Genomic DNA, 26837 nt, shown 5'->3' on the forward strand with positions numbered 1-26837 from the left:
CTGCCTACAAAACCAAAGGACCGGGCCCATGGAGCAGGATCCCCCCGACCCGACTTCTCCCGACGGGTTTTCCCCCAACAGGGCTTCCGCCAAAGGGACTTCTGGCAACGGGACTTCTCCCGACCGGACCGCGCCCGGCTGGTCGCCCTTCGACTGGACCGACGAGGAGGTGCGCCACCGCGAGCGGTCCGGTCTGGTCCGTACGATCCGGCCGCGCCCGGCCGATTCCGGTCTGCTGGATCTGGCGGGCAACGACTATCTGGGCCTGACCCGGCATCCCGCCGTGACCGGCGCCGCGGCGGACGCGGCCCGCCGCTGGGGCGCGGGCGCCACCGGTTCCCGGCTGGTCACGGGCAGCACCGAGCTGCACGCGGAGCTGGAGCGCGAACTCGCCGCGTTCTGCGGCTTCGAGGCGGCGCTCGTCCTGTCGTCCGGTTACGCGGCCAACCTCGCGGCCCTCACCGCGCTCACGGCCCGGGGCTCGCTGCTGGTGTCCGACGCGGGCAACCACGCCTCGATCGTGGACGGTTGCCGGCTCTCCCGGGCCGAGACCGTCGTCGTACCGCACGCGGATCCGGACGCCGTCGCCAAGGCCCTCGACGCGCACGCCGGGCGGCGGGCGCTGGTGGTGAGCGACGCGGTGTTCTCGGTGGACGGCGACGCGGCGCCGCTGGCGCAGCTGGCCGGGGTCTGCCGTCCCCGGGGCGCGGCGCTCCTCGTCGACGACGCGCACGGCCTCGGGGTGCTCGGCGCGGGCGGCCGGGGCACGCTCGACGCGGCCGGGCTCGCGGGGGCGCCCGGGGTGGTGGCCACGCTCACCCTCTCCAAGGCCCTGGGCAGCCAGGGCGGCGCGATCCTCGGCCCGGCGCGGGTCATCGGCCATCTGGCCAACACCGCGCGGACGTTCATCTTCGACACCGGGCTGGCCCCGGCCGCCGTGGGCGGCGCGCTGGCGGCGTTGCGGCTGCTGCGCGGGGAGCCCGCGCGGGCTCTGCGGGCGCGGGAGGTCGCCGCCGCGCTGCACCGGCTGCTGACCGGGGCGGGGCTGACCGCCGTACGGCCGGACGCCGCCGTGGTCTCCGTACAGGCGCCGTCGCCGGAGGCGGCCGTGCGCTGGGCGGCGGACTGCCGGGCGGCGGGGCTGGCCGTGGGGTGCTTCCGGCCGCCGTCGGTGCCGGACGGGATCTCCCGGATCCGGCTGACCGCGCGTGCCGATCTGACGGATGACCAGATCGGCACGGCGGTACGTACGGTGGTGGCGGCCGCCCCACGGTGAGCCGGGGCGGTGGGGCGGCAGCGGCCGGGGTGGTCCGGCCGCCGGTCGCTCCCGTACTCCGGTGGCGGCCCGCGCCGTCTGCACCGGGCCCGCGTCGACGGACCGCTGGAATATGCCATGGACCGCCGGAATATGCCGCATGGCCGGATCCTCATCTCCGGATTTCTCCGTCACGCTTGTCCCCCCCGGGCGTCGCGGCGGAGAAGATGTCTTTCCGGCGGCCAAATACGGTCTCGCGTTGCAGAGTTCACCGCTTCGAGCGACAGATATATGCAGATCTCGATGGATCGGGCTGTGCCCGGCGCGATCGGTGGCAGTGTGTCGCGAAGCACAGTCCGAGCCGGCCGCGCAGTCATCCGCTCTCTGTCGGAGTGCGGTCCGGTGGGAAAGGGACGGCATCGTCATGGCAGACCATCAGGAAGCATCCATCACCCTGCCGAGCGATCCCGCGTCGGTACCGACGGCGCGAAGATATGTCGCGGACCTCCTGGCCGAGTGGGGGCTGCCCGGCGAGGCGGACATGGCGGACACGGTCCGGCTCATCGTCTCCGAGCTGGTCACCAACGCCGTCCAGCACACCTTCGGCCGGTCTCCCACCTTCACGGTGGAGGTCCGGCTGGAGCGCGAGGAACTGCTGCGGCTGGGGGTGACCGACAGCCATCCGCGGTGGCCGCAGCGGCTGCCGGCGGCCGTCCAGCAGGACAACGGCCGGGGGATGGTCATCATCCGCTCGCTGACCGCCGAACACGGCGGGCGGCTGGCCATCACACCGACGCCGGAGGGCGGCAAGACGGTGTGGATCACACTGCCCTGGAGGGCGCCGACGGCTCCGGTCCGGAGCTGAGTTCATCCGTACGTACGGGGTACGGGCCCGAGGCCCCGTCAGAAGCCCCGGAGGCGGCAGGGAGCGGCCGGCCCGGCCCGGCCTGCATCCCCGCCTGGTCCCACGGTGTAGCGCGCTTTCACTCGGACGTACCCTCGGCACCCGCCCGCTCCGGGCCTACGGGCGGGGCGCGGTCGCTACTTCACCCGTCCGTACCAGACGCTCTTCGACCAGATCTTCTCCAGCCGCACCAGGGATCCGGTCTTCGGCGAGTGCCAGATCTTGCCCGCGCCGGCGTAGATGCCGACGTGGTAGACGTTGCTGCCCGAGTGGAAGAACACCAGGTCTCCCTTGCGTCGTTGGGACGACGAGACATGCTTCGTCTTGTTGTACTGCTGCTGGGCCGTGCGGGGGAGCTTCTTACCCGCTTTCTTGAACGAGTACACCGTCAGCCCCGAGCAGTCGAAGCGGGACGGTCCCGTGGCTCCGTACTTGTACGGTGAGCCCTTCTTCGACGCGGCGACCTTCAGCGCCTTCACCCCGTGCGTAGCGGCTTCGGCCTCCGACGCGGCGCCAGGCACCAGCATCGTGCTGCCTATCGCGGCGAGCGTGAGGACCGATACGGCTCCGGTCCGGGACAGCAAAGACGGGACATATGTCTGCGCAGACATGCGCAACCCTTCGTCAGCCGCCTGTGAAGGATGACCTGTCGGGTTCGGGCTGGCGAAGTTGCCCGGCCATGAGGTCCTGTCACAGACCCCGTGGCTTCACCCCAAGGGACGATCACCGTCACGTGTCATCCCGTACTGCTTGGGTCCTCCACTCCTGCCGATCCACTCCTGTCGACTCAGTCATCCGGATACAGCGGCAGGACTCGGCGTCCGTCCGGACCGCCCCGCCGTGGGTGGCGGGGGCTTGTCGTCCCAGGGATCTTGACATCAGCCGGCCGTGGATTTCCGACTGAAACGACGATATGTGAACTTACTCACGGCTGGCCCGTATGAGTGGCGAGCGGGATTTTCATACCGGTTCACGGGGGCGGGGTGAGGGCCGTACCTGCGGGGAATTCGAGGCGCGCCATACGGGTTCGGGCGCTCCGCGCAACTCGACTCCCCGTGTCTGTCCAGCGAGTTCATCCACCGATCGGGTGAGGCGTTCCCGTACGGACGCGTCCATTCGAGAGCGCCTCGCTGCCTCAAGTCCGTTCCTCGGGAGGCATGGTGACCCTCCCAGCACGCCTCTCGCCGTCGAGCACCCGGAGCGCGCGGGCCAGCGTCGCCGAGTGCAGTTCGGTCTCGCCCCGGGAGTGCATCGCCGTCAGGGCGGCGCGGAGCGCGAGCGCCTGGGCGGGCAGCGCCTGCGCGGCCCGCAGCGCGTCATAGGTGTCCGTGCCCCTGGCCGGATTGATACGGCCCAGCAGGTCGACGATCCGAAGATAGGTGTCGACAACGTCACACTCGGCGCGGGTCAGCGCGGGCAGCGGTGGCAGCTCCGGAATCATCGGCCCCTCACCGCCCGCCGGATGCCCCGCGGCTCCGGATCACATGGTCGACCAGCCCGAACGCCTGCGCCCCGGCCGCGTCGAAGACCGTGTCCCGCTCGATGGCCCCGGCGATCCGCTCCGGGCTCCGCCCGGTGTGCCGCGTCAGCATCGACGCGACCAGCGAGCGCTGCCGCGGCAGCTCCTCCGCGTGGATCAGCAGATCGGACGGCTGTCCCTGTACGCCCCGGTCGAGAGCGGGCTGCCGGAGTACGACCCGGGCGCCGGGCAGCGCCATCCGCTTGCCCGGGGTGCCGCCCGCCAGCAGGACGGCGGCGGTGGAGACCGCCTGGCCGAGAACGGTCGTCTCCACGTCGCACATGACGAGCTGCATGGTGTCGTAGATCGCGGTCATGGCGTCGATCGGACCGCCGGGGGAGTTGATGTAGACCCGGATGTCCTGATCGGGCGCGGCGTATTCGAGATGGACGAACTGCGCGATCACATCGTTGGCCGTGGTCTCGTCCACGGCGGTGCCGAGAAAGATGATCCGGTCCTCGAAGAGCTTGGAGTACGGATCGAGACTCCGGGTCCCGTGGGACGTCCGCTCGGTGAATTCGGGCAGGACGTAGCGGGCCGAAGGACGGTTCATGGGCGTACCTCTCCTCATACGGGTGCGAGCTCCGCGCACGGTTCCGCCGCGAGCTCTGTGCGCTCCGTAAAAAATGTACAGGACGTACAGACTTAGAATGGTGGTCATGGCGTACGAGATTCCGGTGACGCAAGCCCGGGCAGAGCTGGCCGAACTGATCAACCGCGTGGTCTACGGCGGTGAACGAGTGGTCGTGACCCGGCACGGCAAACCCCTGGTCGCCCTGGTCTCCGCCGCCGACCTGGAACGGCTCGAAGCGGACCGGGAGCCGGCCGAGGAGCGGGTGATCAGCACGGTCTCGGGGGCGGCGGGGCCGGTGACGTCCGCGGCGGGCGAACGGCGGAGGTTCGGGATCGCGGCCGAGCACCTGCCCCCGGGGCATCCGCCCGACGGGCGCGTACGGCGCGAGTGAGCGCGGCCCCCGGGGATCGCGCCCCGGCCGCTCCGTATACGACCCGCCCCCCGGCCACCGGGCGGACCTTTCCCTGTGGAGCGGGACAAGGCGCCCCCATATTCAAAGGCGCAGTTAACGTCCCGGAAAAACTTCCGTCCTAACGTGCGACGCCAGTGCGTGTCCCGGTGGGGCCGCGGTCACGGATGCCCGACCGTTGGTTCGGCGTTCCGCCGATGCCGGCCGGGCGCGCACCCGCGCCCGGTCGCCATCGGGCCGTGGGATGTTCCGGAGACGAGAGGTGGAAGTGTGCAACTGACCCCGCACGAACAGGAGCGCCTGCTCATCCATGTGGCCGCGGATGTGGCGGCCAGGCGCAGGGCGCGGGGGCTGAGGCTCAATCACCCCGAGGCCATCGCGCTGATCACCTCGCACCTCCTCGAAGGCGCCAGGGACGGCCGTACCGTCGCCGAACTCATGGCCTCGGGACGGCGGGTCCTCGGCCGGGACGAGGTCATGGAGGGCATCCCGGAGATGATCCACGACGTGCAGGTCGAGGCCACCTTCCCGGACGGCACCAAGCTCGTCACCGTCCATGACCCGATCGTCTGACAGGGAGCGGGCCACGATGATTCCCGGAGAGATCCTGTACGCCGAGGAGCCGGTCCCCCTCAACGAGGGGCGCCCGGTGACCCGGCTGACCGCGCTCAACACCGCCGACCGGCCCATCCAGGTCGGCTCCCACTACCACTTCGCCGAGGTCAACCCCGGGCTGGAGTTCGACCGTGCCGCCGCCCGGGGCCGGCGGCTGCACATCGCCGCCGGCACCTCCGTACGCTTCGAGCCCGGCATCCCCGTCGACATCGCACTCGTCCCCCTCGCCGGTCTGCGCGTCGTCCCGGGCCTGCGGGGAGAGACCGGAGGAGCCCTCGATGACTGAACTGTCCCGCGCCCGGTACGCCGACCTCTTCGGCCCCACCACCGGCGACCGGATCCGGCTCGCCGACACCGCGCTGCTCGTCGAGATCGAGGAGGACCGCTCCGGCGGGCCCGGACGCGCCGGGGACGAGGCGGTGTTCGGCGGCGGCAAGGTGATCCGCGAGTCGATGGGCCAGGCCCGTACGACCAGGGCGGAGGGCGCGCCCGACACCGTGATCACCGGTGTGGTGATCATCGACCACTGGGGCATCGTCAAGGCCGACCTCGGCATCCGGGACGGCCGGATCGCCGCGATCGGCAAGGCCGGCAACCCCGACACGATGGACGGCGTCCACCCCGCGCTGGTCATCGGCCCCGAGACCGAGATCATCGCGGGCAACGGGAAGATCGTCACCGCCGGCGCGGTCGACGCGCATGTGCACTTCATCTCGCCGACCATCATCGACCAGGCGCTCTCGGCCGGGATCACCACGATCGTCGGCGGTGGTACGGGACCGGCCGAGGGGACCAAGGCCACCACCGTCACCCCCGGCTCCTGGCATCTCGCCCGGATGTTCGAGGCGTTGGAGACCTTCCCCGTCAACATCGGTCTGCTCGGCAAGGGCAACACGATGTCGCGCGAGGCGATGTACGCCCAACTCCGGGGCGGAGCACTGGGATTCAAGATTCACGAGGACTGGGGCGCCACCCCCGCCGTCATCGACGCCTGCCTCGGTGTCTGTGACGAGACCGGTGCCCAGCTCGCCATTCACACCGACACACTGAACGAGGCGGGCTTCGTCGGTGACACCCTCGCCGCCGTCGCCGGGCGCACCCTGCACGCGTATCACACCGAAGGCGCGGGCGGCGGGCACGCTCCGGACATCATCACCGTCGTCTCGGAGCCGTATGTACTGCCCAGCTCCACCAACCCGACCCGGCCGCACACCGTCAACACCATCGAGGAACACCTCGACATGCTGATGGTGTGCCACCACCTCAACCCGTCGGTGCCCGAGGACCTCGCCTTCGCGGAGTCCCGGATCCGGCCCTCCACGATCGCGGCCGAGGACATCCTGCACGACCTCGGGGCCATCTCCATCATCTCCTCGGACTCCCAGGCCATGGGGCGCGTCGGCGAGGTGATCATGCGGACCTGGCAGACCGCGCACGTGATGAAGAAGCGCCGGGGCGCACTGCCCGGCGACGGCCACGCCGACAACCACCGCGTCCGCCGTTATGTCGCCAAGTACACCATCAACCCGGCGGTCGCCCAGGGCCTCGACCAGGAGATCGGCTCCGTCGAACCCGGCAAGCTCGCCGATCTGGTGCTCTGGGACCCGGCGTTCTTCGGGGTGAAACCCCAACTCGTCATCAAGGGCGGGCAGATCGCGTACGCGCAGATGGGCGACGCCAACGCCTCCATCCCCACGCCCCAGCCGGTCATGCCCCGGCCGATGTTCGGCGCGCTCGGCAGGGCCGCCGCGTCCGGCTCGTTCAACTTCGTGACACGGACGGCGCTCGACGACGGGCTGCCCGAACGCCTCGGGCTGGCGAAGAAGTTCGTCCCGATCACCTCCACCCGCCGGATCACCAAGGCGGACATGCGGGAGAACGACGCGCTGCCCCGGGTCGAGGTCGACGCCGACACCTTCACCGTGACCATCGACGGCGAACCGGTCGAGCCCGCGCCCGCCGTCGAACTCCCGCTGGCCCAGCGCTACTTCCTCTTCTGATGAGCGGATTCCGAGAGGAGGAGCGGACTGTGCCGAGCGGTACGGGCCGGGCGGCCCTGCTCGTCCTCGCCGACGGCCGGTTCCCGGCCGGCGGCCACGCGCACTCGGGCGGCGCCGAACCGGCCGTCCGGGCCGGCCGGATCCGCGACGCCGGGGAGCTGGCCGCCTTCTGCCGGGGCCGGCTGCACACCACCGGGCTCACCGCGGCGGCGCTGGCCGCCGCGGCGGCCCGGGGGCTGGACCCGCTGGAACTCGACGCGGCGGCCGACGCCCGTACCGCGTCGCCCGCGCTGCGCGCCACCGCCCGCAAGCTCGGCCGGCAGCTGATGCGGGCCGCGCGGGCCACCTGGCCCAGCGCGGAGCTGGCCGCGCTCGCCGCGGCCCGGCCGCGCGGCGCCCACCAGCCGGTGGTGCTCGGCCTCACCGCGCGCTCGGCGGGCCTGACCCCCGGGGACGCCGCGCACTGCGTGGTGTACGAGACGGTCAGCGGCCCGGCGACCGCCGCCGTCCGGCTGCTCAGCCTCGACCCCTTCGAGGCCACCGCCGTCCTCGCCCGCCTCGCGCCCGAGATGGACGCCGTCGCGCAGCGCGCCGCCGATGCGGCCGGGCGGGCGGCGCACGAGGGGACCGACGCGCTGCCCGCCGCCTCCGCCCCGCTGCTCGACATCATGGCCGAGACGCACGCCGCCTGGCCGGTACGGCTGTTCGCCTCGTAACACCGCTTTTCCCCCGGGCGCTCCCGCCCTCCCGCACCGACAGGAGCCGCACCCATGCATCTCGACCACAGCCACGAAGGGCCCGCCGCCGTCAGCGCCGATGCCGTACGCCCCGACGGCAGACGGCGTGCCCTGCGGATCGGCCTGGGCGGTCCGGTCGGCTCCGGCAAGACCGCGACCGTCGCCGCGCTCTGCGCCACCCTGCGCGACCGGCTCTCCCTCGCCGTCGTCACCAACGACATCTACACCCGCGAGGACGCCGAATTCCTGCTCCGGCACGCCGTCCTGCCGCCCGAGCGGATCCAGGCCGTCGAGACCGGGGCCTGTCCGCACACCGCGATCCGCGACGACATCTCCGCCAACCTCGAAGCCGTCGAGGACCTGGAGGACGCCGTGGGGCCGCTCGACCTGATCCTCGTCGAGTCGGGCGGCGACAACCTCACCGCCACCTTCTCCAAGGGGCTGGTCGACGCCCAGATCTTCGTCATCGACGTGGCGGGCGGCGACGACATCCCGCGCAAGGGCGGCCCCGGGGTCACCACCGCCGACCTGCTCGTGATCAACAAGACGGACCTCGCGCCGTACGTCGGCTCCGACCTCGGCCGGATGGCCCGCGACGCCAAGGAGCAGCGCGGCGAACTCCCCGTCGTGCTGACCTCCTTGAAGGGCGAGGGCGGAGTGGAGCCGGTCACCTCCTGGGTGCTGGCCCGGCTCGCCGACTGGACCGCATGAGCGTCCACGCCACCGCCCGGATCGTCGCCACCCCCGCCGGACTCCCGGTCCTGGCGGGCGAGGGCCCCCTCGCGCTGCGCCGTACCCGGGCGGCCGGACCGGGCAGCCGGGTCACCGTCGTCGGCGCGATGAGCGCACCGCTCGGTGGCGACCGGCTCGCCATCGAGGCGACGGCAGAGGACGGGGCCACCCTGACCGTGGACGCCGCCGCCGCGACCGTCGCGCTGCCCGGCCGTATCCCGGAACCGTCCCACTACGACGTCCGCCTGACCGTCGGCGAGAACGCCACACTGAACTGGCTGCCCGAGCAGCTCATCTCGGCGTACGGCAGCGAGCTGCGCATGCGCACCCGCGTCGCACTCGCCGCCACCGCCCGGCTGGTGCTGCGCGAGGAACAGATCCTCGGCCGGTACGGCGAGGAGCCCGGCACCCTGCTCAGCCGGCTCACCGTCCACCGCGCGGGCCGCCAGCTCCTCGACCAGGAGCTGGGGTACGGGCCCGGCGCACCCGGTGGCTGGGACGGCGGGGCGGTTCTCGGCGGACACCGGTCCGTGGGACAACTGCTCTGCGTGGGAGCCGAGTTCGAGGAGAAGCCCGCGCGCGTGGAGCTGCTGGGCGACACCGCCGTACTCACTCCGCTCGCCGGAGCCGGGCTGCTGGTCACGGCGGTCGCCCCGGACGCGCTGCTGCTGCGGCGGGTGCTGGACGGAGTGCTGGAAAGGCTGTCATAAGCTCCTCGGGCAGAGGCCGCGGGGGAGCGGTGCCGCTGAGCGGTACCGAACTCTCCGGTTATGGGTTGGGCAAAGAAAGACCCGCCCGGCCTGTTCACCGGAGCCTCACAGCGACAAGGATCATGCGGGGTCCGACCGGACCCCCACATCGGACACATCGCCGTGCTGTCACAAGCGGCGCGGAAGCAAGGGGGGCTCAGATGAGACGTACCGCAGTGCTCGGCTCGGCCGGCACTCTGGTCGCGGGCGCGCTCATAGCGGGCGCGATAGCGGCTCCGGTCGCGAACGCCGACATCCGCACCGGGACCGACCGGGCCGCGCGCGGTGCGGCGGTCGCCGCCGAGCGGGCCGCGAAGCAGGGCATCGACTGGCAGGACTGCCCGGCGGACTGGGCGTTGGCCAAGCCCATCCAGTGCGGCTTCGTGACGGTCCCGCTCGACTACACCAAGCCGAACGGCAGGCAGATCGAGATAGCCGTGGACCGGATCGGCTCCACCGGCACCCCGGGCGAGCGCCAAGGCTCCCTGCTCTACAACCCGGGCGGCCCCGGCGGCTCCGGACTCTCCTTCCCGCGCCGGGTCGTCACCAAGAACGCGATCTGGGCCGACGCGGCCAAGGCGTACGACTTCGTGGGCTTCGACCCGCGCGGGGTCGGCCACTCGACGCCCATCTCCTGTATCGACCCGCAGGAGTTCGTCAAGGCCCCGAAGGCCGACCCGGTCCCCGACAGCGAGGCCGACAAGCGCGCCCAGCGCAAGCTGGCGGCCGCGTACGCGGACGGCTGCAAGAAGCGCAGCGGCTGGATGCTGCCGCACATGACCACCCCGAACACCGCCCGCGACCTGGATGTCGTCCGGGCCGCGCTCGGCGACCGGAAGCTCAACTTCGTGGGCGTCTCCTACGGCACCTACCTCGGCGCGGTCTACGCCACCCTCTTCCCGACGCATGTGCGGCGCATGGTCGTCGACAGTGTGGTCAACCCGTCGAAGAAGAAGATCTGGTACCAGGCCAACCTGGACCAGGACATCGCCTTCGAGACCCGCTTCCAGGACTGGATGAAGTGGGTCGCCGACAACGACGCGACGTTCCACATCGGGAACACCGTCGCCGCGGTCGAGAAGCAGTGGGACACCCTCCGCGCCACCGCCAAGAAGGCGCCGCTGGGCGGGGTCGTCGGACCGTCCGAGCTGCTCGGTGTGTTCCAGAGCGCCCCGTACTACGACTCCTCGTGGGTGCCCACCGCCACCCTCTGGAGCAAGTACCTCGCGGGTGACCCCCAGCCGCTCATCGACGCCGGGTCCCCCGACCTCTCCGACCTCGCGGGCAACGCCAAGTCGGAGAACAGCAACGCGGTCTACACCGCCGTCGAGTGCGTCGACGCCAAGTGGCCGACCAGCTGGCAGCGCTGGGACCGGGACAGCACCCGGCTCCACCGCGACCACCCGTTCCTGACCTGGTCCAACACCTGGATGAACCTGCCCTGCGCCACCTGGGGCGTCAAGCAGCAGACCCCCGTCGAGGTGAAGACCGGCAAGGGCCTGCCGCCGGTGCTGATCGCCCAGTCCACCCGGGACGCGGCCACGCCGTACGAGGGCGCCGTCGAACTGCACAAGCGGCTCAAGGGCTCGCGGCTGATCACCGAGAAGGACGCCGGTTCGCACGGCATCACCAACCTGGCCAACCCGTGTATCAACGACCGGGTGAAGACCTACCTGCTGACCGGCGCGCTGGACAGCGCCGATGTGACCTGCGGCCCGCACGCCACACCCAAGCCGTAGGGTCGGCAGAAGTTACGGTACGGGGGGCGGCCGGAGTCAACGGCCGCCCCCTTCCCGCTGGTTGGGTCGAGGGGGCGGTCAGCCGGTGGCCCCGCCCCGGTCGTACCGCTCCAGCCAGGCGTCCTCCGCCGCGTACCCGAAGAGCGCGTCCGCGCCGTAACTCGCGACCATCTCGGGGAAGCTCTCCTCCCAACTCCGCCCGTGCAGCCGCCGGGTGAGATCCTCGACGGTCGCGGGCAGCGATTCGACGTATCCGGTGACCGGCCGATATCCCAACTCCCGCTCCGCCGCGGTCATGTCCAGGACGGCCGGGTGCTCGATCGCCCAGGGATGGTCCCCGATCCCCCCGTCCGGCGGCGCGCCGTCCACCAGCACCGTCTCGGTCTCCCGGCCCATCACCGCGTCGATCGCCGCCCCGATCTCCGCGACCGTCGGAGCCTGCGGATCCCCGGCATTGAGGACCCGTACGCCCGGCTTCCGGGCCGCCAGTCTGATCAGCTCGGCGAGGTTGGACACATGCACCGGATGGAACCTGCTGAGCCCGCCGAACGCCAGCACCCTCCGCCGCCGCCCGTCCACCAGCCGCTTCACGAAGTACAGTTCGCGCGGTGTACGGCTGTACGGGCCATGGACCGCGCCCGCCCGCAGCAGGGTCACCGGCGGCGCGCCCCCGCCCGCCGCCAGCAACTCCCGCTCCAGCAGGGCCTTTCGCCGGGCGTAGGTCGTGTCGCCGGGCTCCACCGTCCGCTGGCTCTCCGGCAGCGGCACGGGATAGCGCGGCGCGCCGTCGGGTTCGCCCTGGGTGTCGGAACCACGGCCCCGGTCGTCCTCGTACACCGCCGCCGAGGAGATGACGACCGCCGATCCGATCCGGTCCGTGAGTCCGGCGAGCTGCCGGGCGTGCGACCGCTCGAAGGCGACCAGGTCCACCAGCACCTCGCACCCGTCGCCCACCACGGCGGCCAGCGCGGCGTCGTCCTCCCTGGCCAGCGGCGCCGCCCGCACCTCCGCGGGCCACCGCCCGTCCCGCCCGCCGCCCCGCGAGGCAGCGCACACCTCCCAGCCGTCCTCGGCGAGCGCCCGCACCGCGGCCCGCCCGATCTGCCCCGTGGCCCCGATCACCACTGCTCTTCCCTTGGTCATACAGGGGAAGTTAGAGGGACGGGGACGGCGCGCCCAGCGGTTTTCGCCGGTGGCGGATCCGCTCTCAGCGACGCGGCCGGGGGAACTTTCCCGGCCGGGCCCGCGTCCGTCCGGCCTTCGCCTCGGCCGCGTAGCGGTCCACGTACTCCTGCCCGGACAGCTCCAGGATCGCGTACATGATCTCGTCGGTGACCGCGCGGACCGCCGCCTTCTGGCCCTCCAGCCCGGCGTACCGCGACGATCGCCGCGCCCCGCGCCGCAACGTGTTCGAGCCCCTCGATCCGGGGCCGGAACACCAGCCGCAGCACCGGCCCCCGCAGGACGAATTTGAGCACGTAGGAGAACACGCGGAACGCTCCTCACTGGCCTGCCCGGCTCCAGGGACCCCGTTGTCCCAGGTGAACCGGCGTCCCGGTGGGTGCCAGCGCAAGCGCGGCCCGGCCCGCGGGCCCGGCCGCGACGGCCCGGGTCACCGCGAGAACCTCGGCAGCCAGCTCGCCCTGTACGCGGGGTGGCCCGCGTGTTCGGCGGCCAGCTGCCGGACGACGAACCCGAGCCCCACGGCGCGCCCCGACGCGAAGTCGTGCACGGGCCGGTCGGTGTCCAGGCCGGCCACCTCCGTGTACTCGTCGAGCAGCACCCGGCTGGTCTCGATCCGGCGGAGGACACGCGTCGGGTGCTGGTGCGCGATATGGCCGTCGTAGCCGAAGCCCTTCATCGTGAACGCGACCGCGCCCCCGGCGTCGTGGATCTCCCCCGGCAGGCCGGACGGGCACCGCCAGGTGTCCCCGCCCGCCGCTCGCGCGAGGCTCTCCTCCTCGTCGAGGCGGGCGCGTACGAAGGCCACGAGGGCGGCGTTCTGGTCTGTCATCAGGGGTGCGGTCCTTTGCGCGCTCACCGGCCGCCGGGAGCCGGTTTCCGTTCGTCGTGCTCAGGATGCCGTACGGCGACGGGGTGCCGCCTCCCCGGACCGGCCACGGGCACGGGGTACGCGGGCGCGGGGCCGGATAGGACCGGGCGGCGGACCGAGGAGACCGGGCGGTGTCAACGGCCCGCGCCGTTGCGGAACACCAGCAGGAAGCGCCAGAACAGCAGCCGGCGGACGGCGGCCCCGGGCAGCAGCGCGGCCGCTTCCCGCCGTACCTCGGCCAACGGCATGTACGGCTCCCGCACCGGCGCCCGGACAACTCCCCGCCGGGCGGCCCGGGTTCCGCGCGCCGTCTCCCGCGCGGCGACCACGAGCCGCGCGACGGTGTTCGCCGGGACGGCCGCCAGCTCCCACGCCAGGTCGACGGGTGTCCGCCGCGGGTAGCAGCCCAGCACGACCAGCACACCGCCGGGCGCCAGGGCGTCCCGCAGCCGTTCCACCGTGGCGAACGGCATGTGGTGGAGGCTGGCCAGACACGAGACGAAGTCGTAGTGCCCGCGCGGCAGTTCGGTCCGGGTGAGGTCCGCGTGCCAAAAGCGCGGTGGCGTACTCCCGGCGGATACGGCCATGGCGCGGGCCGCCGCGATCGCCTCCCGGGCCGGATCGACCGCGTCGACCTCGATCCCGCGCTCCGCCAGCAGCCGCGCGAAGCGGCCCGTCCCGCAGCCCACGTCCAGCGCCGTCCGGCAGTCCGGGGGGAGGTGGCGCAGCAGGAGCCGGTGGTAGTGGTCGTTGTGGTCGAAGGACATGACGGGACCCTGCCACACACCGGGCCGCCGCACCCTCCGCCCCTGCTCAGGGCGGGGGACCGGCCGGGAGCGCCGATACGGAACGTCTCGCTCCGGTGCAAGGGCAACCCTATCGGGGCGTCGCGGATGCCGACTCCCCCCGGGGCGGCCGGGCTGGCTATCCTCCGAGCAGCGGAACCGTCGTCCGACGGTTCCCAGGACGGGACTCCAGGCCGCCTCCGGCCGGACTCCCCGGTGCGGGGACGGGCGGTGTGAAGATGCGGCAGGACCTCACGCGACGGCGCCATGTCGACTTCGGCCATGTCTCCAGCGCCTTCTGTCGCGATTCCGCCTGACGGTACGCGCGGTTCCCCCGTACTCCCCGTCGGCCCCGTGAACCATCCGGGCCCGGCGTGTCCCCGTGGCCGCCATGGCCCGGTGTCCGCGCGTACCGCCCGCCCCGGATCCCTCGGCTGACAGCCCGGCCCCGCCCTGTCGCACCGCCCTGTCACGCGGTGCCGTCACCGCACGCCGGCCGCAGCCTTCCCGGCACCCCCTCACCCCCCGGGCACCGACGACGCCGCCCGAGCGCCCGCACCTGTCCGGCCGTACCGCGCCGATCGGAGAATCCGTATGCCCCTTTCCTCCCCCGCGCATGTGATCACCAGCGACGCCGAGGCGATCGAGACCGCCGCCGCGCTGGGCGCCTCGTTCGCCCATGGCTCCGTCGCACGGGACGCCGGGCGGATCCTGCCCCACGCCGAGCTGGACGAGCTGTCCGGCTCGGGGCTGCTGGGCATCACCGTGCCCCGCGCGTACGGTGGCGCCGAGGTGAGCGCCCGTACGCTCGGCGAGGTGGTCCGGCTGCTGTCGGCGGGCGACTCCAGCATCGGCCAGATCCCGCAGAACCACTTCTTCTTCGTCGAGGTCCTCAAGGAGAACGGCACCCCCGAGCAGCGGGAGTTCTTCGCCGCCGAGCTGCTCGCCGGCAAGCGCTTCGGCAACGCCCTCGCCGAGAAGGGCGCCACCCACGCCCTGGAGTTCGCCACCCGCCTGGTGCCCCACCCCGACGGCGGCTACCTGCTGACCGGCACCAAGAACTACGCCACCGGCGCCCTCTTCGCCCACTGGATCCCGGTGTTCGCCCGCGGCGAGGAGGACAGGATCACGGCCGCCTTCCTGCCGCGCGACGCGCCGGGGCTCACGGTCGTCGACGACTGGGACGGCATCGGCCAGCGCACCACCGCCAGCGGCACGGTGCTCCTGGACGGTGTACGGGTGGCGGCGGACCGGGTCGTACCGCACCACCTCACCTTCGAGCGGCCCGAGGTCTTCGGCGCCTTCGGCCAGTTCATCCACGCGGCCGTGGACACCGGGATCGCCCGTGCCGCGCTGGAGGAGGGCGGCGAGCTGGTCCGTACCCTCGCCAGACCCTGGGGCGAGGCCGGCGTCGAGCGGGCGAACGACGAGCCCGACGTGATCCAGAAGTACGGCGAACTGGCCCTCCTGGTCCGCTCCGCCGAGGCCCTGCTCGCCCACGCGGGCGACGCCGTCGACGCGGCCCGCGCCCGGCCGGGCGACCCGTCGGCCGCCGCCGAGGCGTCGCTCGCCGTCGCCGCCGCCCGCGCCCAGGCGGACACCGCCGCGCTCACCGTCGCCGGCGAGGTCTTCGCCCTCATCGGCGCCCGGTCGGCGCTGCGCTCCCAGGGCCTCGACCGGCACTGGCGCAACGCCCGTACCCACACCCTCCACGACCCGCGCCGCTGGAAGGTGCGGCACCTCGGCAACCACGCGCTCAACGGCGTCACCCCGCCCGCCAACGGCATCGTGTAAGGACACCCCACCCATGACCACATCCGTTCACCCCGGCCACGACCGCTGGGTGGCGACCGCCAGGACCGTCGCCGCCGGCCTGGCCGAGGACGCCGTCGCCCGCGACCGGGCCAACCTGCCGCCCTTCGACGAGATCGCCCGCCTCCGCGAGGCCGGGCTCCTCACCCTGCTGATCCCCGCCGACCGGGGCGGCGCGGGCGCCGACTGGCGTACCGCCTACGCCGTGATCCGCGAGATCGCCGCCGGGGACGGCTCCATCGGCCAGCTCCTCGGCTACCACTACCTGCTGTCCTGGAACGTCCGCTTCTTCGGGGACGCGGCACACACCGAACGGCTGGAGCGCGCCGCCGCCGAGGGGCGATGGCTGTGGGGCGGCGCCTTCAACCCCCGCGACCCCGATGTCCTGCTCACCCCGGACGGCGACGGCTTCCTGCTCGAAGGGCGCAAGAGCTTCGCCACCGGAGCCCGGGTCGCCGACCGGCTGGTCGTCGGCGCCACCCGCGCGGACACCGGCGAGCCGCTCGTCGTCCTCGTGGACCCCGGCCACCCCGGCGTCGTACGCCACGACGACTGGGACAGCTTCGGCCAGCGGCTCTCCGCCAGCGGCAGTATCGAGTTCCACGCCGTGCCGGTCGCCGCCGACGCCGTCATCGGCTCGCTCTCCCAGGAGGAGGGCGCGCTCTCCCCGTTCGCCACCCTGGTCACCCCGACCATCCAGCTGATCTTCGTCCACTTCTATCTGGGCATCGCCGAAGGGGCGCTGGCCGCCGCCCGCGACTACACCAGGACCACCACCCGGCCCTGGGCGCTCTCCGACGTCGAGGCGGCCGTCCAGGACCCGTACACCCTTGCGGCCTACGGCGAGCTGACCGTCGCCGCCCGCGCCACCGCCGCGCTGGCCGACGTGGCCGCCGCGGCCGTCCAGCGCGGACTGGACCTCGGCCCCGCCCTGACCGAGGAGGAACGCGGCGAGATCGCCGTCACCGTCGCCACCGCCAAGGTCTCCGCCACCCGCTCCGCCCTGGACGTCACCAGCCGGATCCTCGAACTCACCGGAGCCCGCTCCACCGCCTCGCACCTGGGCTTCGACCGCTTCTGGCGCAACGCGCGCGTCCACACCCTGCACGACCCGGTCGCCTACAAGCTCCGCGAGGTCGGCGACCACTTCCTCAACGGCGCCCACCCGCCCTTCACCCTCTACACCTGATCCGCGCCCACCACCGCCGTACCCGATCCCCGGAGAGTCCCGACATGTCCCCGCTTTCCCGCAGACAACTCCTTCGCGCGACCACCGGCGCCGCCGCCCTGGCTGCCGCCGGGCCGCTCCTGACCGCCTGCGGCTCCTCCGAGGGATCCGCGCTCGACCCCACCGCCAAGCCCGACCTGGAGGGCGTCACCCTCAAGATCCTGGCCAACCAGCCCAACGCCCTGTCGTTCCAGTACCTCAGCGAGCCCTTCCGCCAGGCGACCGGTGCCAAGATCGACGTCACCCCGGTGCCGTACGACAAACTCACCGCCAAGGCCGTCCTCGATGTCCAGTCGGGCGCGGGCCAGTTCGATGTCTTCATGTACTGGTACGCGGCCGTCGGCACCCTCGCCCAGGGCGGCGTCATCGAGGACCTCACCGCGTACATCAAGGCGCACAAGGACATCGAGGAGTCCGACTTCCTGCCCTCGCTCTACGACACCTACACGCGCTACGACGGGAAGCGCTGGGGACTGCCGTACGACGGCGACACGCACATCCTCTTCTACAACACCGAGATCTTCGAACGCCACAAGGTCGAACCGCCCACCACCTGGGACGACTACAACGAGATCGCCAAGAAGATCACCCAGGACGCCGGAGGAAAGTACTACGGCGCCATCATCGAGGCCCAGCAGGTGCCGGTGATCCTCGGCTGCGCCTTCGCCAACCGTCTCGCCGGATACGGCGGCACCTTCCTCGACAAGGGGGCCTCCGGCGTCCCCACCCTGGACACCCCCGAGGCGCTCGCCGCCGCCCAGGCGCTCTTCGACGGCGCGCCCTACGCCCTGCCGACCCCGCTCCAGGTCGGCTTCGACCAGGCGACGCCCGCCTTCCTCGACGGCAAGGGCGCCATGCTCGACTTCTGGACGGACTTCGCCAAGCGAGCCGAGGACCCCCAGCAGTCCAAGATCGTGGGCAAGTGGGGCGTGACGACCCTGCCGGTCGGCGGCGACAACACCAAGCCCCGCACCTCGCTGGACGCGGGCTTCGGCCTCGCCGTCTCCACCGCCTCCAAGAAGAAGGAGGCCGCCGCCGCGTTCATCGCGTGGGCCACCGCCGCGCGGCAGAACCTGCTGGTGCTCGGCAAGCCCGACGCGGGAGCCGACCCGATCCGTACCAGCACCCTGAACGCGCCGGGCTTCCGGAAGGCGTCGCCCGCGTCGTACGACGTCGTACGCACCGGGCTCGCCGGTGACCCGCTGCCCTGGCCGACCGTGCCCAAGGCGCCCCAGCTCCTCCAGACCCTCGTGGACGAACTGGCGCTCGGCCTCCAGGGCAAGCAGACGGCGAAGCGGTCGCTGGAGAACACCCAGCGGTCCTGGACCGCGGCCCTCAAGGAGACCGGGTGAAAGCCGCCCCCCACGGGCGGGGGCCCTCCCGGGTCCCCGCCCTGCTCGCCGCGCCGTCGGTCGCCTTCCTGCTGGTCTTCGCCGCGTACCCGCTCGTCTACCTGGTGGGCCTGGCCTTCACCAGCTCCACCCTGGCCAGACCGCTCCAGCGCTGGACCGGATTCGACAACTTCCGTGCCGCGCTGGAGAGCCAGTCCTTCGGCGGTTCGCTGTGGCGCTCCGCTCTCTTCGCCCTGCTCACCTCCGCCGTCCAACTGGTGCTGGGGGTCGCGCTCGCCCTGCTGCTGCGGGCGCGGGCCCGGGGACTCGGCGGCCTCGGCGCGCTGCTGCTGCTCCCGCTGATCACCCCGCCCGTCATGGTCGGGGTGGCCTGGAAGCTGCTGCTCGCCCCGGTCGGCGGCGCCCTCAACGGCGCGCTGCACCTGGCCGGGCTGAGCGGTGTCAACCCGCTGGGCAGCTCCACGGGCGCGTTCACCACCCTGGTGCTGATCGACAGCTGGCAGTGGACCCCGTTCGTGGCGATCCTGGTGTACGCGGCGCTCCTCGGCGTCCCCGAGGAGCTGCGCGAGGCCGCGACCGTCGACGGCGCGAGCCGCTGGCGGACCGTCCGCTCGGTGGTCCTGCCCTTCATCGAACCGACCCTGCTGTCCGTGCTGGTGCTCAAGCTGGTGATCGGCTTCAAGGTGTTCGACATCGTGTACGTCGTGACTTCGGGCGGCCCCGGCTTCGCCACCACGACCAGCACCTTCGACATCCAGCGCACCGCCCTGCAGAACTTCGACGTCGGCACCGCCGCCGCCGAGACGATCCTCTTCTCCCTGCTCATCGGGGTGGTCACCACCCTGGTCACCCTGCGCGGGCGACGGACCGAGGAGGCAGCCGTATGAGTACGGCCCAACCGATCCGCCGCACCGATCGCGCCGCCCCCACCGGCCCCGCCGCGCCGGGCCGCCGCCGCTCCCGGGCCCTCACCGCGCTGCTGGCCGTCGTCGTCGCCGTACTGGCCCTGCCGATCGCGTACGTCGTCTCGCTGTCCCTGCGCTCGCGCGACGACGTCCTCAACGGCGGGCTGCTGCCCTCCGCCCTCTTCTGGCGGAACTGGCCGGACGCCTTCCACGCCATCGACCTGGGCCGCTACATCGCCAACTCCTGGATCGTGGCGTCCGGTTCGGTCGTCCTGACCCTGCTGATCGCGCTGCCGGGCGCCTACTACACCGCCCGCGCCGGACGCCGGGGCAAGCGGCTCGCCTCACTCGTGCTGGCCGCCTACTGCGCGCCGCCCGTCGTCGCGATCCTGCCGCTGTTCTTCCTGCTGCGGAACCTGGAGCTGAACAACACCCTCACCGGACTCGTGCTGGTGGACGGGCTGGCCAATGTGCCGGTGGCGATCTGGCTGCTCGACGGATTCGTCCGCCGGGTCCCGCGCGAGATCGAGGAGGCCGCCTGGCTCGACGGGCTCGGCAGCTGGGCCTCACTGCGCCGGATCGTCCTGCCGCTGGTGGCGCCCGGCCTGGTCGCGGCGGCGCTGATCTGCTTCTTCCTCAGCTACAACGAGTTCCTGTTCGCACTCAGTTTCGCGCAGGACAACTCCTCCCAGACCCTGCCGGTCGCCCTCTCCCTCTTCCAGGGCGACAAGAACGTCGAGTTCGGCCAGCAGGCCGTCGTCTCGCTGATCGGCATCGCCCCCGTGTACGTCCTCGCCGTCGTCGCCCAGCGCCGGCTGGTGGCCGGCCTCTCCTCCGGAGCAGTCAAATGACCCAGACCCCGCCCGACCCCCGGGGACCTGCCCGGCGCATCCACCTCAACGCCTTCGACATGGCCTGCGTGGGCCACCAGTCGCCCGGACTCTGGCGCCACCCGGACGACCAGGCACACCGCTACACCGATCTGGAGTACTGGACCGGACTGGCCAGGCTGCTCGAACGCGGGCGCTTCGACGCGCTGTTCATCGCCGATGTGCTCGGGGTGTACGACGTCTACCAGGGATCCCGCGACGCAGCCGTCCGCCAGGGCGCGCAGATCCCGCTCTCCGACCCGCTGCCCGCCGTGTCCGCGATGGCCGCCGTCACCGAACACCTCGGCTTCGGGGTCACCGTGTCCCTGACGTACGAGCAGCCGTACAAACTGGCCCGCACCCTCACCACGCTGGACCATCTCACCAAGGGCCGGGTCGCCTGGAACGTCGTCACCTCCTATCTGGAGAGCGCCGCCCGCAACCTCGGCCTCCCCGAACAGCTGCGCCACGACGACCGGTACGCGGTCGCCGAGGAGTTCCTGGAGGTCTGCTACAAGCTCTGGGAGTACTCCTGGGACGACGACGCGGTGGTCCGCGACCCCGAGCGCGGGCTCTACACCGACCCGTCCCGGATCCGCGACATCGCCCACAAGGGCGCCCACTTCGAGGTGCCCGGGGTCTTCCTCAGCGAACCCTCCCCGCAGCGCACCCCGGTGGTCTTCCAGGCCGGGGCCTCCCCGCGCGGACGCGCCTTCGCGGCCCGGCACGGCGAAGGCGTCTTCATCAACGCCGTCACCCCCGCCGCCACCCGCCGGGTCGTCGACGACATCCGGGCCAGGGCCGCCGAGCAGGGCCGGGACCCGGCCAGTGTCAAGATCTTCATCCTGCTCACCGCGATCACCGCGCCCACCGACGAGGAGGCACGGGCCAAACACGCCGACCTGCTCTCGTACGCCTCGTACGAGGGAGCGCTCGCGCTGTACGGCGGCTGGAGCGGGCTCGACCTCTCCGCGCTCGATCCGGACCAGCCGCTGGAGTACGTCGACACCGACGCCGTACGGTCCGCGCTGGAGATCTTCTCCACCGCCGACCCCACCCGCCGCTGGACCCCGGACCAGGTCGCCCAGTACCTCGGCATCGGAGGGATCGGACCGGTCGTCGTCGGCTCCCCGGCCACCGTCGCCGACGAACTCGAACGCTGGGTGGAGGAGGCCGACATCGACGGCTTCAACCTGGCGTACGCGACCACCCCCGGCACCTTCACCGACTTCGTCGACCTGGTGGTCCCCGAACTCCAGGCGCGCGGCCGGGTCCCGTACGCGTACGAGGGCGCCACCCTGCGCGAACGGCTGGGCGGCCCCGGTGACGCGAGGCCGCGCGAGGACCACCCGGCGGCCCACTACCGCAGGCTGCGGCAGGAGGCGGCCGGGCGCGGCGAGGCGGCCGGGTGACCCGTTCAGAGGCGGCCGGGTGACCCGTTTCACAGACGGGCACCCCCGGCCGGGGCGCATGGGCCGACGGATCGCGGGAAGGCGTTCACTACCCTCCGCGTGCCACCCCCCGCGTGTACAGCCCGATCGTCGCCCCGACCCCCGTAAGGGAGCTTGCCGTGCTGATGGCCCACCCCGTGACCCTGCGCAGACTGGTGGAGCGGTACGAAACACTCCGGGCGCTCCACGCCGAACAGGACTCCGCCGGAACACGGCGCAGGCTGGAGGACGTCACGTACACCCTCTGTGTCTCGACGGGCACCAGGACGGCCGACGAGGCCCTCCACACCGCCCGCCGGCAGATCGGCGGCGCCCCGGGAGGTCAGTGACCCTTCGAGGCCGCCAGTACGAGCGTGATCAGCCCCAGCACCACCCAGCCGAACCACAGCCAGCCGTTGCTGCCGAGCGCCGCCGTGTAGCCCGTCACCACGATCAGCGCACCGACGGTCGTGACACCCATGGTCTTGGTGGAATCGGACATCCGCGTCTCCTCCGGGCCGGGCCTCGAATCCCATCGTCGCCCCGGACCGGCGGTTTGGCTACCGGCCCCCGGTCCGGAGCGAGGCCAGATAGGCGTTGTACTCCGCCAGCTCCTTGTCCCCGTCCCGGTCGGCGGCCCGGTCGACGCGCCGCGCCTGGCGCTGGTCCGAGTGGTACCACTGGTAGACCAGCGCCACCAGCACCAGCACCGAGGGGATCTCGCTGAACGCCCAGGCGATCCCGCCCGCCATGTTCTGGTCCGCGAGCACGTCGATACCGAGCGAGGCCGGCGGGTCGCGGTACGCGTCGACCATGGGCTCGCTCGCCATCATCAGGGCGATCCCGAAGAAGGCGTGGAACGGCATCCCGGCGAACAGCTCCAGCATCCGCATCAGATACCCGGGACGCTTGGGCCCCGGGTCGACGCCCATGATCGGCCAGAAGAAGACCAGCCCGACCAGGAGGAAGTGCGTCATCATCGCGAGATGCCCGACCGTGGACCCCATCAGGGAGTCGAAGATCGGGGTGAAGTAGAGCCCGTACAGGCTCGCGATGAAGAGCGGGATCGTGAACGCGGGGTGCGTGACGATCTGTACGTACCGGCTGTGCAGCAGCGCCAGCAGCAGCTCGCGAGGGCCCTTGCGGCCCCGCTCGGCGGAGGTCGGCAGCGCGCGCAGGGCGAGTGTCACCGGAGCGCCGAGCAGCAGCAGGATGGGGGAGACCATGCTGATCACCATGTGCTGGACCATGTGCACGCTGAACATGACCATGCCGTAGTCGTTCAGCCCGGTGCACGTCACCAGTGCCACGGTCAGCACCCCGAGCGCGAACGCGACCACGCGCCCCGTCGGCCAGCTGTCACCGCGCCGGCGCAGCCGCGCCACGCCCCAGCCGTACAGCGCGAGCGCCGCCAGGCAGCCGAAGAGGAAGAAGAGATCCGGAGAGAACTCCAGCGCCCGTCCCAGTGTGAACGGCGGCAGATCCATGGTCGTGCCGTGCTCGCCGTGGTCCATCCGTGTGCTCCTGGTGCGCCCCGGGGGGACGCCTGTGACCCGTCCCCGCCCGACCGGCGATTCGCGCCGGTTGTCCGCACCAGACTAGCCAGGGCGCGTCACGCGGCTGAACCGAGGGGTTCCTACGGCGTCACGCCCGTACGAATGAGGAGGAAGCGGAGACGGAACAGAACCGCCCCCGGCCGCGACGGCGACCGGGGGCGGTTCTGGTGGAGCTCGAGGATCAGAGCACGCACTCCGCCTCGGCGTAGCGCTCGGCGGGCACCGTCTTGAGCGTCTGGACCGCCTCGCCCAGCGGCACCATCACGATGTCCGTACCGCGCAGCGCCGTCAGCATCCCGAACTCGCCGCGGTGCGCCGCCTCGACGGCGTGCCAGCCGAAGCGGGTCGCCAGGACCCTGTCGTACGCCGTGGGGGTGCCACCGCGCTGGACATGGCCGAGTATCACCGGCCTGGCCTCCTTGCCGAGGCGCTCCTCCAGCTCGGTGGAGAGCTGCCGGGCGACGCCCGCGAAGCGCTCGTGGCCGTAGATGTCCTTGCCGCCGACATCGAACTCCATGGAGCCCTCGCGCGGCTTCGCGCCCTCCGCCACCACCACGATCGCGAACCGCTTGCCCGCCGAGAAACGCCGCCCGACCAGCTCCGTCAGCTCGCCGATGTCGAAGGGCCGCTCCGGTACGACGATGGCGTGGGCGCCCGCCGCCATGCCGGAGTGCAGGGCGATCCAGCCGGTGTGCCGGCCCATGACCTCGACGATCAGCACCCGCTGGTGCGACTCGGCGGTGGTCTTCAGCCGGTCCAGGGCCTCGGTGGCCACACCGACGGCCGTGTCGAAGCCGAAGGTGACATCCGTCGAGGCGATGTCGTTGTCGATGGTCTTCGGTACACCGACGATCGGCAGCCCGGCCTCGGAGAGCAGGTGGGCGGCCTTGAGGGTGCCCTCACCGCCGATCGGGATGATCGCGTCGAGGCCCAGGTCGGCGACGTGGCCCCGGGCGCGCTCCACACCGTCGCGCAGATGCGCGGGCTGGACGCGGGACGAGCCCAGGATGGTCCCGCCCCGGGCCAGGATGCCGGCCACCGCGTCCAGGTCGAGCTTGCGGTAGTCACACTCCAGCAGGCCCTTCCAGCCGTCGTGGAAGCCGATCACCTCGTCGCCGTGGTCGACGACGGCACGGTGCACGACGGACCTGATCACGGCGTTGAGGCCGGGACAGTCGCCGCCTGAAGTGAGCACACCAATTCTCATAGCCCGGATTACCTTTGCAACGTGGGCCGACGGCCGGACACCGTTGTCCCGCCAGATCGCCGCCACCCTACCGGCGGGCAGTGGGGGGACCGAAACCCCGCGTCCGCCTGCTGGACACACCACAGGCAGCCGCGGGAGCTCATCGGACCACGTCAGAGCCGGTCAGGCGGGCTGGACAGCCGCCGCGACGCGTTCCGCGCGCAGCGCGTCGTACCACCGGTCGTCGGTCGGCGGCAGCGCGTTCACATCGAGGGCCAGCTTGAGCAGCAGGTCCGCGATCTGCGGGTTGCGGGCCATCACGGGGCCGTGCATGTACGTACCGAAGACGGTGCCGTTGTACGCGCCCTCCGTGCCGTCCCCCGTGCCGTTGCCCCGGCCGAGCCGGACCCGGGCGAAGGGCCGGGCCGTCTGGCCCAGATGCGTGATGCCCTGGTGGTTCTCGAACCCGGTCAGCTGCGGCAGGTTCAGCTGCGGGTCGATGTCGGCCAGTACGTCGCCGACGCACCGCGCGCCCTCGCCGCGGGTGGAGACCACATCAAGCAGCCCGAGCCCGGCCTCGCGCTCGCCGAGGTCGTTGATGAACTCGTGGCCCAGGATCTGGTAGCCCGCGCAGACCGAGAACACGATGGCGCCGTTGGACACCGCGCGGCTGAGCCCGCCGTCGCGGCGCAGCCGCTCCGCCGCCAGCCGCTGCGGCCGGTCCTCACCGCCGCCGATCAGATAGATGTCGCCCGAGGTCGGCACCGGCTGGTCGCTGCGTACATCCACCCGGGTGACGCCCAGGCCGCGCTGGCGGGCCCGGCGCTCCACCACCAGGGCGTTGCCCTGGTCGCCGTAGGTGCTCAGCAGGTCGGGGTAGATCCACACCAGACGCAGGCTGTTGTCGCTCATTCTCTCTCGTCCTCCGGGGGTCCGAGGGGTCCAGGATTCAGACATGGCGTCAGTTCCCCACTCTGCGGCGCAGGTCCTGGAAGGAGGTGTAGTTGGCGATGGCCTCGATCCGTCCCGGCGGCGCCAGTTGTACGGCCTCGTCGGCGGTCTCGCAGACCCGGAACTCCAGACCCGCGACCTCCAGGCGTACGGCGAGGTCCATCTTCCGGTCCCCGATGACGAAGATCGGATGACCGGCCAGCCGGGTGTAGTCGACGTCCCAGAGCCAGGAGGTGTCCGTGCCGTCCGCGCCGCGCGCGTTGACCGCCAGGATCACCGGGGCGGGCGCCGGATCGATCAGGGAGAACGTCTCCAGCCAGCCCGCGGGGTTCTTCGCGAGCAGCAGCCGCAGATCCCGGCCGAGGAACGACACCACGTCGTACCGCCCGGCCACCGCCTGCACTTGGTACATCCGCTCCAGCGCCACCTGCGGCGGCACCCCGAAGGTCGCCACGACGGCGGCCGAGGTGGCCGCGTTCGCCTTGTTGGCGCGCCCCGGCAGCTGGAGGTGGATCGGCCAGGCCGAGCCGTGCGGGTCGAGGACGTGGTCGCCGTGGAGCGCCCAGCTCGGCGGGGGCCTGCGGAAGCCGCACTCGCCGCAGAACCAGTCGTCGCCGGGGCGCTGCATCACACCGCCGCAGGACGGGCAGGACCAGGCGTCGTCCTTCCACTCCTGGCCCGCCGCCACCCACACCACATTGGGTGAGGAGGAGGCGGCCCAGACGATCAGTGGGTCGTCGGCGTTGGCGATGACGACGGCCTTCGTGCCGGCCAGGCCCTCACGCCAGGTCTCGGCGAGCATCCGGGTCTCCGCCGCGCGGTCGAGCTGGTCGCGGGAGAGGTTGAGCAGCGCGATGGCCTTGGGCGTGGTGTCCCTGGCCACTCCGGCGAGGTACTTCTCGTCCACCTCGATCACGCCGTACTTGGCGTCGGAACCGCCCGCGAGGGCCGAGGTGATCCCGGCCGGCATGTTGGCGCCGAGCGCGTTCGAGACGACGGGTCCCGCGGCCCGCAGGGCCTCGGCGATCAGCCGGGTGGTGGTGGTCTTGCCGTTGGTCGCCGACACGAGGATGACGTCCAGGTGTTGCGCGAGCCGTCCCAGCAGATCCGGGTCGAGCTTGAGCGCCACCTTCCCGCCGATCACCGATCCGCTGCCGCGGCCTGCCGCGCGCGACACCGCCGCGGCGGCTCTGCCCGCCGTCACGGCCAGCTTGGCCCGTGGCGTCAGCGGGTCCGTGTTGCCTGACATCGCCTTGATCCTCCTTGCGTCGGTCCGTGGGTCAGCCTATCGAGATCCGGCCAGGGGCCCGAACCGTGGCACTGGACAGAAGGCGGTGGGTGCGCGGCCGGGCGCGCGGACGGGGTGCTGCGACGGGTCGAGGGGCGCCGTCCGGCGGCGTCGCCGAGGGCAGACGGCCCGTCGAGCCGCCTGCCTCCTCCGCCTTGCCGGACTTGTCCCTCGTCCGTCCGTTCACCC

The 26837-nt window shown here is 72.1% G+C and carries 28 protein-coding genes, 2 pseudogenes and 1 riboswitch; of the genes and pseudogenes, 17 read left to right on the forward strand and 13 right to left on the reverse strand.

From position 1 onward, the window contains the following. Window positions 1-28 precede the first annotated feature (28 nt). Together ACIP8W_RS10635 and ACIP8W_RS10640 are read left to right on the forward strand one after the other, a co-directional pair. Window positions 29-1276 carry an 8-amino-7-oxononanoate synthase gene (locus ACIP8W_RS10635; RefSeq protein WP_402202663.1) on the forward strand — a complete coding sequence of 416 codons (1248 nt, stop codon included), beginning with the start codon at window positions 29-31 and terminating at the stop codon, window positions 1274-1276. A gap of 403 nt (window positions 1277-1679) precedes the next feature. After that, window positions 1680-2120, forward strand: a complete 441-nt coding sequence (locus ACIP8W_RS10640) for an ATP-binding protein (RefSeq protein ID WP_401947609.1) — start codon at window positions 1680-1682, stop codon at window positions 2118-2120. A gap of 176 nt (window positions 2121-2296) precedes the next feature. On the opposite strand, the gene ACIP8W_RS10645 is transcribed toward ACIP8W_RS10640, so the two are convergent. The 3 genes from ACIP8W_RS10645 to ACIP8W_RS10655 form a co-directional block, all read right to left on the reverse strand. Then, on the reverse strand, window positions 2297-2770 hold the full coding sequence (locus ACIP8W_RS10645; protein WP_401947611.1) for a C40 family peptidase: 474 nt from the start codon (window positions 2768-2770) through the stop codon (window positions 2297-2299). Between the two features lie 2 nt (window positions 2771-2772). Continuing rightward, a riboswitch (cyclic di-AMP (ydaO/yuaA leader) is annotated at window positions 2773-2976 on the reverse strand. A gap of 318 nt (window positions 2977-3294) precedes the next feature. Continuing rightward, the gene (locus ACIP8W_RS10650) at window positions 3295-3600 is read right to left on the reverse strand and encodes a hypothetical protein (protein ID WP_401947613.1); all 306 of its coding nucleotides are present in this window, start codon (window positions 3598-3600) and stop codon (window positions 3295-3297) included. Between the two features lie 7 nt (window positions 3601-3607). Further along, a complete protein-coding gene (locus tag ACIP8W_RS10655) occupies window positions 3608-4231 on the reverse strand; it encodes an ATP-dependent Clp protease proteolytic subunit (RefSeq protein ID WP_401947616.1) in 624 nt (207 codons plus the stop codon). 106 nt (window positions 4232-4337) lie between these two features. Between ACIP8W_RS10655 and ACIP8W_RS10660 the strand changes: the two genes are divergently transcribed. The 8 genes from ACIP8W_RS10660 to ACIP8W_RS10695 all read left to right on the forward strand — a co-directional run bounded on the left by ACIP8W_RS10660 (window position 4338) and on the right by ACIP8W_RS10695 (window position 11233). Further along, window positions 4338-4643: a type II toxin-antitoxin system Phd/YefM family antitoxin gene (locus ACIP8W_RS10660; protein ID WP_401947619.1), complete on the forward strand. Its 306-nt coding sequence runs from the start codon at window positions 4338-4340 to the stop codon at window positions 4641-4643. A gap of 288 nt (window positions 4644-4931) precedes the next feature. After that, window positions 4932-5234, forward strand: a complete 303-nt coding sequence (locus ACIP8W_RS10665) for an urease subunit gamma (RefSeq protein ID WP_401947621.1) — start codon at window positions 4932-4934, stop codon at window positions 5232-5234. 16 nt (window positions 5235-5250) lie between these two features. Then, entirely contained in the window at window positions 5251-5562 is a 312-nt protein-coding gene (locus tag ACIP8W_RS10670; RefSeq protein WP_401947623.1) for an urease subunit beta, read from the forward strand. Continuing rightward, window positions 5555-7276, forward strand: a complete 1722-nt coding sequence (locus tag ACIP8W_RS10675) for an urease subunit alpha (protein WP_402202666.1) — start codon at window positions 5555-5557, stop codon at window positions 7274-7276. The genes ACIP8W_RS10670 and ACIP8W_RS10675 overlap by 8 nt, the downstream gene beginning before the upstream one ends. After that, a complete protein-coding gene (locus tag ACIP8W_RS10680) occupies window positions 7276-7992 on the forward strand; it encodes an urease accessory protein UreF (protein WP_402202668.1) in 717 nt (238 codons plus the stop codon). The genes ACIP8W_RS10675 and ACIP8W_RS10680 overlap by 1 nt, the downstream gene beginning before the upstream one ends. A 54-nt stretch (window positions 7993-8046) precedes the next feature. After that, a complete protein-coding gene (gene ureG / locus ACIP8W_RS10685; protein ID WP_401947631.1) occupies window positions 8047-8724 on the forward strand; it encodes an urease accessory protein UreG in 678 nt (225 codons plus the stop codon). Then, entirely contained in the window at window positions 8721-9455 is a 735-nt protein-coding gene (locus ACIP8W_RS10690) for an urease accessory protein UreD (RefSeq protein ID WP_402202671.1), read from the forward strand. Before ureG ends, ACIP8W_RS10690 begins: the two co-directional genes overlap by 4 nt. Window positions 9456-9655: 200 nt before the next feature. After that, on the forward strand, window positions 9656-11233 hold the full coding sequence (locus ACIP8W_RS10695; RefSeq protein WP_401947636.1) for an alpha/beta hydrolase: 1578 nt from the start codon (window positions 9656-9658) through the stop codon (window positions 11231-11233). Window positions 11234-11311: 78 nt separating this feature from the next. Here the strand turns inward: ACIP8W_RS10695 and ACIP8W_RS10700 are convergent, their stop codons facing one another. The 5 genes and pseudogenes from ACIP8W_RS10700 to ACIP8W_RS10720 all read right to left on the reverse strand — a co-directional run bounded on the left by ACIP8W_RS10700 (window position 11312) and on the right by ACIP8W_RS10720 (window position 14053). Beyond that, window positions 11312-12355 (reverse strand): NAD-dependent epimerase/dehydratase family protein, encoded by a 1044-nt coding sequence (locus ACIP8W_RS10700; protein ID WP_402202770.1) that lies wholly within the window; start codon window positions 12353-12355, stop codon window positions 11312-11314. 85 nt (window positions 12356-12440) lie between these two features. Then, window positions 12441-12614: pseudogene (locus tag ACIP8W_RS10705) on the reverse strand (1-acyl-sn-glycerol-3-phosphate acyltransferase); the annotation flags it as partial. Beyond that, window positions 12610-12723: pseudogene (locus tag ACIP8W_RS10710) on the reverse strand (1-acyl-sn-glycerol-3-phosphate acyltransferase); the annotation flags it as partial. The pseudogenes ACIP8W_RS10705 and ACIP8W_RS10710, both read right to left, overlap by 5 nt. Before the next feature lie 122 nt (window positions 12724-12845). Next, a complete protein-coding gene (locus ACIP8W_RS10715) occupies window positions 12846-13247 on the reverse strand; it encodes a DUF6221 family protein (RefSeq protein WP_401947639.1) in 402 nt (133 codons plus the stop codon). 173 nt (window positions 13248-13420) lie between these two features. Continuing rightward, window positions 13421-14053, reverse strand: a complete 633-nt coding sequence (locus ACIP8W_RS10720) for a class I SAM-dependent methyltransferase (RefSeq protein ID WP_401947641.1) — start codon at window positions 14051-14053, stop codon at window positions 13421-13423. A 612-nt stretch (window positions 14054-14665) separates the two neighbouring features. On the opposite strand from ACIP8W_RS10720, the gene ACIP8W_RS10725 reads away from it, so the two are divergent. The 7 genes from ACIP8W_RS10725 to ACIP8W_RS10755 all read left to right on the forward strand — a co-directional run bounded on the left by ACIP8W_RS10725 (window position 14666) and on the right by ACIP8W_RS10755 (window position 22017). Continuing rightward, window positions 14666-15865 (forward strand): SfnB family sulfur acquisition oxidoreductase, encoded by a 1200-nt coding sequence (locus ACIP8W_RS10725; RefSeq protein ID WP_401947644.1) that lies wholly within the window; start codon window positions 14666-14668, stop codon window positions 15863-15865. 13 nt (window positions 15866-15878) lie between these two features. Continuing rightward, complete coding sequence (locus tag ACIP8W_RS10730; protein ID WP_401947646.1) at window positions 15879-17072, forward strand: acyl-CoA dehydrogenase family protein; 1194 nt, start codon at window positions 15879-15881, stop codon at window positions 17070-17072. Window positions 17073-17116: 44 nt separating this feature from the next. Further along, window positions 17117-18463: an ABC transporter substrate-binding protein gene (locus ACIP8W_RS10735; RefSeq protein ID WP_401947649.1), complete on the forward strand. Its 1347-nt coding sequence runs from the start codon at window positions 17117-17119 to the stop codon at window positions 18461-18463. Next, the gene (locus tag ACIP8W_RS10740) at window positions 18460-19350 is read left to right on the forward strand and encodes a carbohydrate ABC transporter permease (protein WP_401947651.1); all 891 of its coding nucleotides are present in this window, start codon (window positions 18460-18462) and stop codon (window positions 19348-19350) included. The genes ACIP8W_RS10735 and ACIP8W_RS10740 overlap by 4 nt, the downstream gene beginning before the upstream one ends. Then, window positions 19347-20219 carry a carbohydrate ABC transporter permease gene (locus ACIP8W_RS10745; protein ID WP_401947654.1) on the forward strand — a complete coding sequence of 291 codons (873 nt, stop codon included), beginning with the start codon at window positions 19347-19349 and terminating at the stop codon, window positions 20217-20219. The genes ACIP8W_RS10740 and ACIP8W_RS10745 overlap by 4 nt, the downstream gene beginning before the upstream one ends. Then, complete coding sequence (locus ACIP8W_RS10750) at window positions 20216-21649, forward strand: LLM class flavin-dependent oxidoreductase (RefSeq protein ID WP_401947657.1); 1434 nt, start codon at window positions 20216-20218, stop codon at window positions 21647-21649. Before ACIP8W_RS10745 ends, ACIP8W_RS10750 begins: the two co-directional genes overlap by 4 nt. A gap of 113 nt (window positions 21650-21762) precedes the next feature. Beyond that, window positions 21763-22017, forward strand: coding sequence for a DUF5133 domain-containing protein (locus ACIP8W_RS10755; protein WP_401947660.1), 255 nt, complete (start codon window positions 21763-21765; stop codon window positions 22015-22017). Here ACIP8W_RS10755 and ACIP8W_RS10760 read toward each other — a convergent pair. The 5 genes from ACIP8W_RS10760 to ACIP8W_RS10780 all read right to left on the reverse strand — a co-directional run bounded on the left by ACIP8W_RS10760 (window position 22011) and on the right by ACIP8W_RS10780 (window position 26609). Continuing rightward, window positions 22011-22169: a hypothetical protein gene (locus tag ACIP8W_RS10760; protein WP_401947662.1), complete on the reverse strand. Its 159-nt coding sequence runs from the start codon at window positions 22167-22169 to the stop codon at window positions 22011-22013. The genes ACIP8W_RS10755 and ACIP8W_RS10760 overlap by 7 nt on opposite strands. A gap of 58 nt (window positions 22170-22227) precedes the next feature. Continuing rightward, window positions 22228-23181 carry a cytochrome c oxidase assembly protein gene (locus ACIP8W_RS10765; RefSeq protein WP_401947664.1) on the reverse strand — a complete coding sequence of 318 codons (954 nt, stop codon included), beginning with the start codon at window positions 23179-23181 and terminating at the stop codon, window positions 22228-22230. A 223-nt stretch (window positions 23182-23404) separates the two neighbouring features. After that, complete coding sequence (locus tag ACIP8W_RS10770; RefSeq protein ID WP_401947667.1) at window positions 23405-24430, reverse strand: 6-phosphofructokinase; 1026 nt, start codon at window positions 24428-24430, stop codon at window positions 23405-23407. A 162-nt stretch (window positions 24431-24592) separates the two neighbouring features. After that, a complete protein-coding gene (locus tag ACIP8W_RS10775) occupies window positions 24593-25321 on the reverse strand; it encodes a type 1 glutamine amidotransferase (RefSeq protein WP_401947670.1) in 729 nt (242 codons plus the stop codon). Window positions 25322-25370: 49 nt separating this feature from the next. After that, complete coding sequence (locus ACIP8W_RS10780) at window positions 25371-26609, reverse strand: MurT ligase domain-containing protein (protein WP_401947672.1); 1239 nt, start codon at window positions 26607-26609, stop codon at window positions 25371-25373. Window positions 26610-26837 lie beyond the last annotated feature (228 nt).

Source organism: Streptomyces sp. NPDC088554, from assembly GCF_044752945.1.
Taxonomy (GTDB): domain Bacteria; phylum Actinomycetota; class Actinomycetes; order Streptomycetales; family Streptomycetaceae; genus Streptomyces.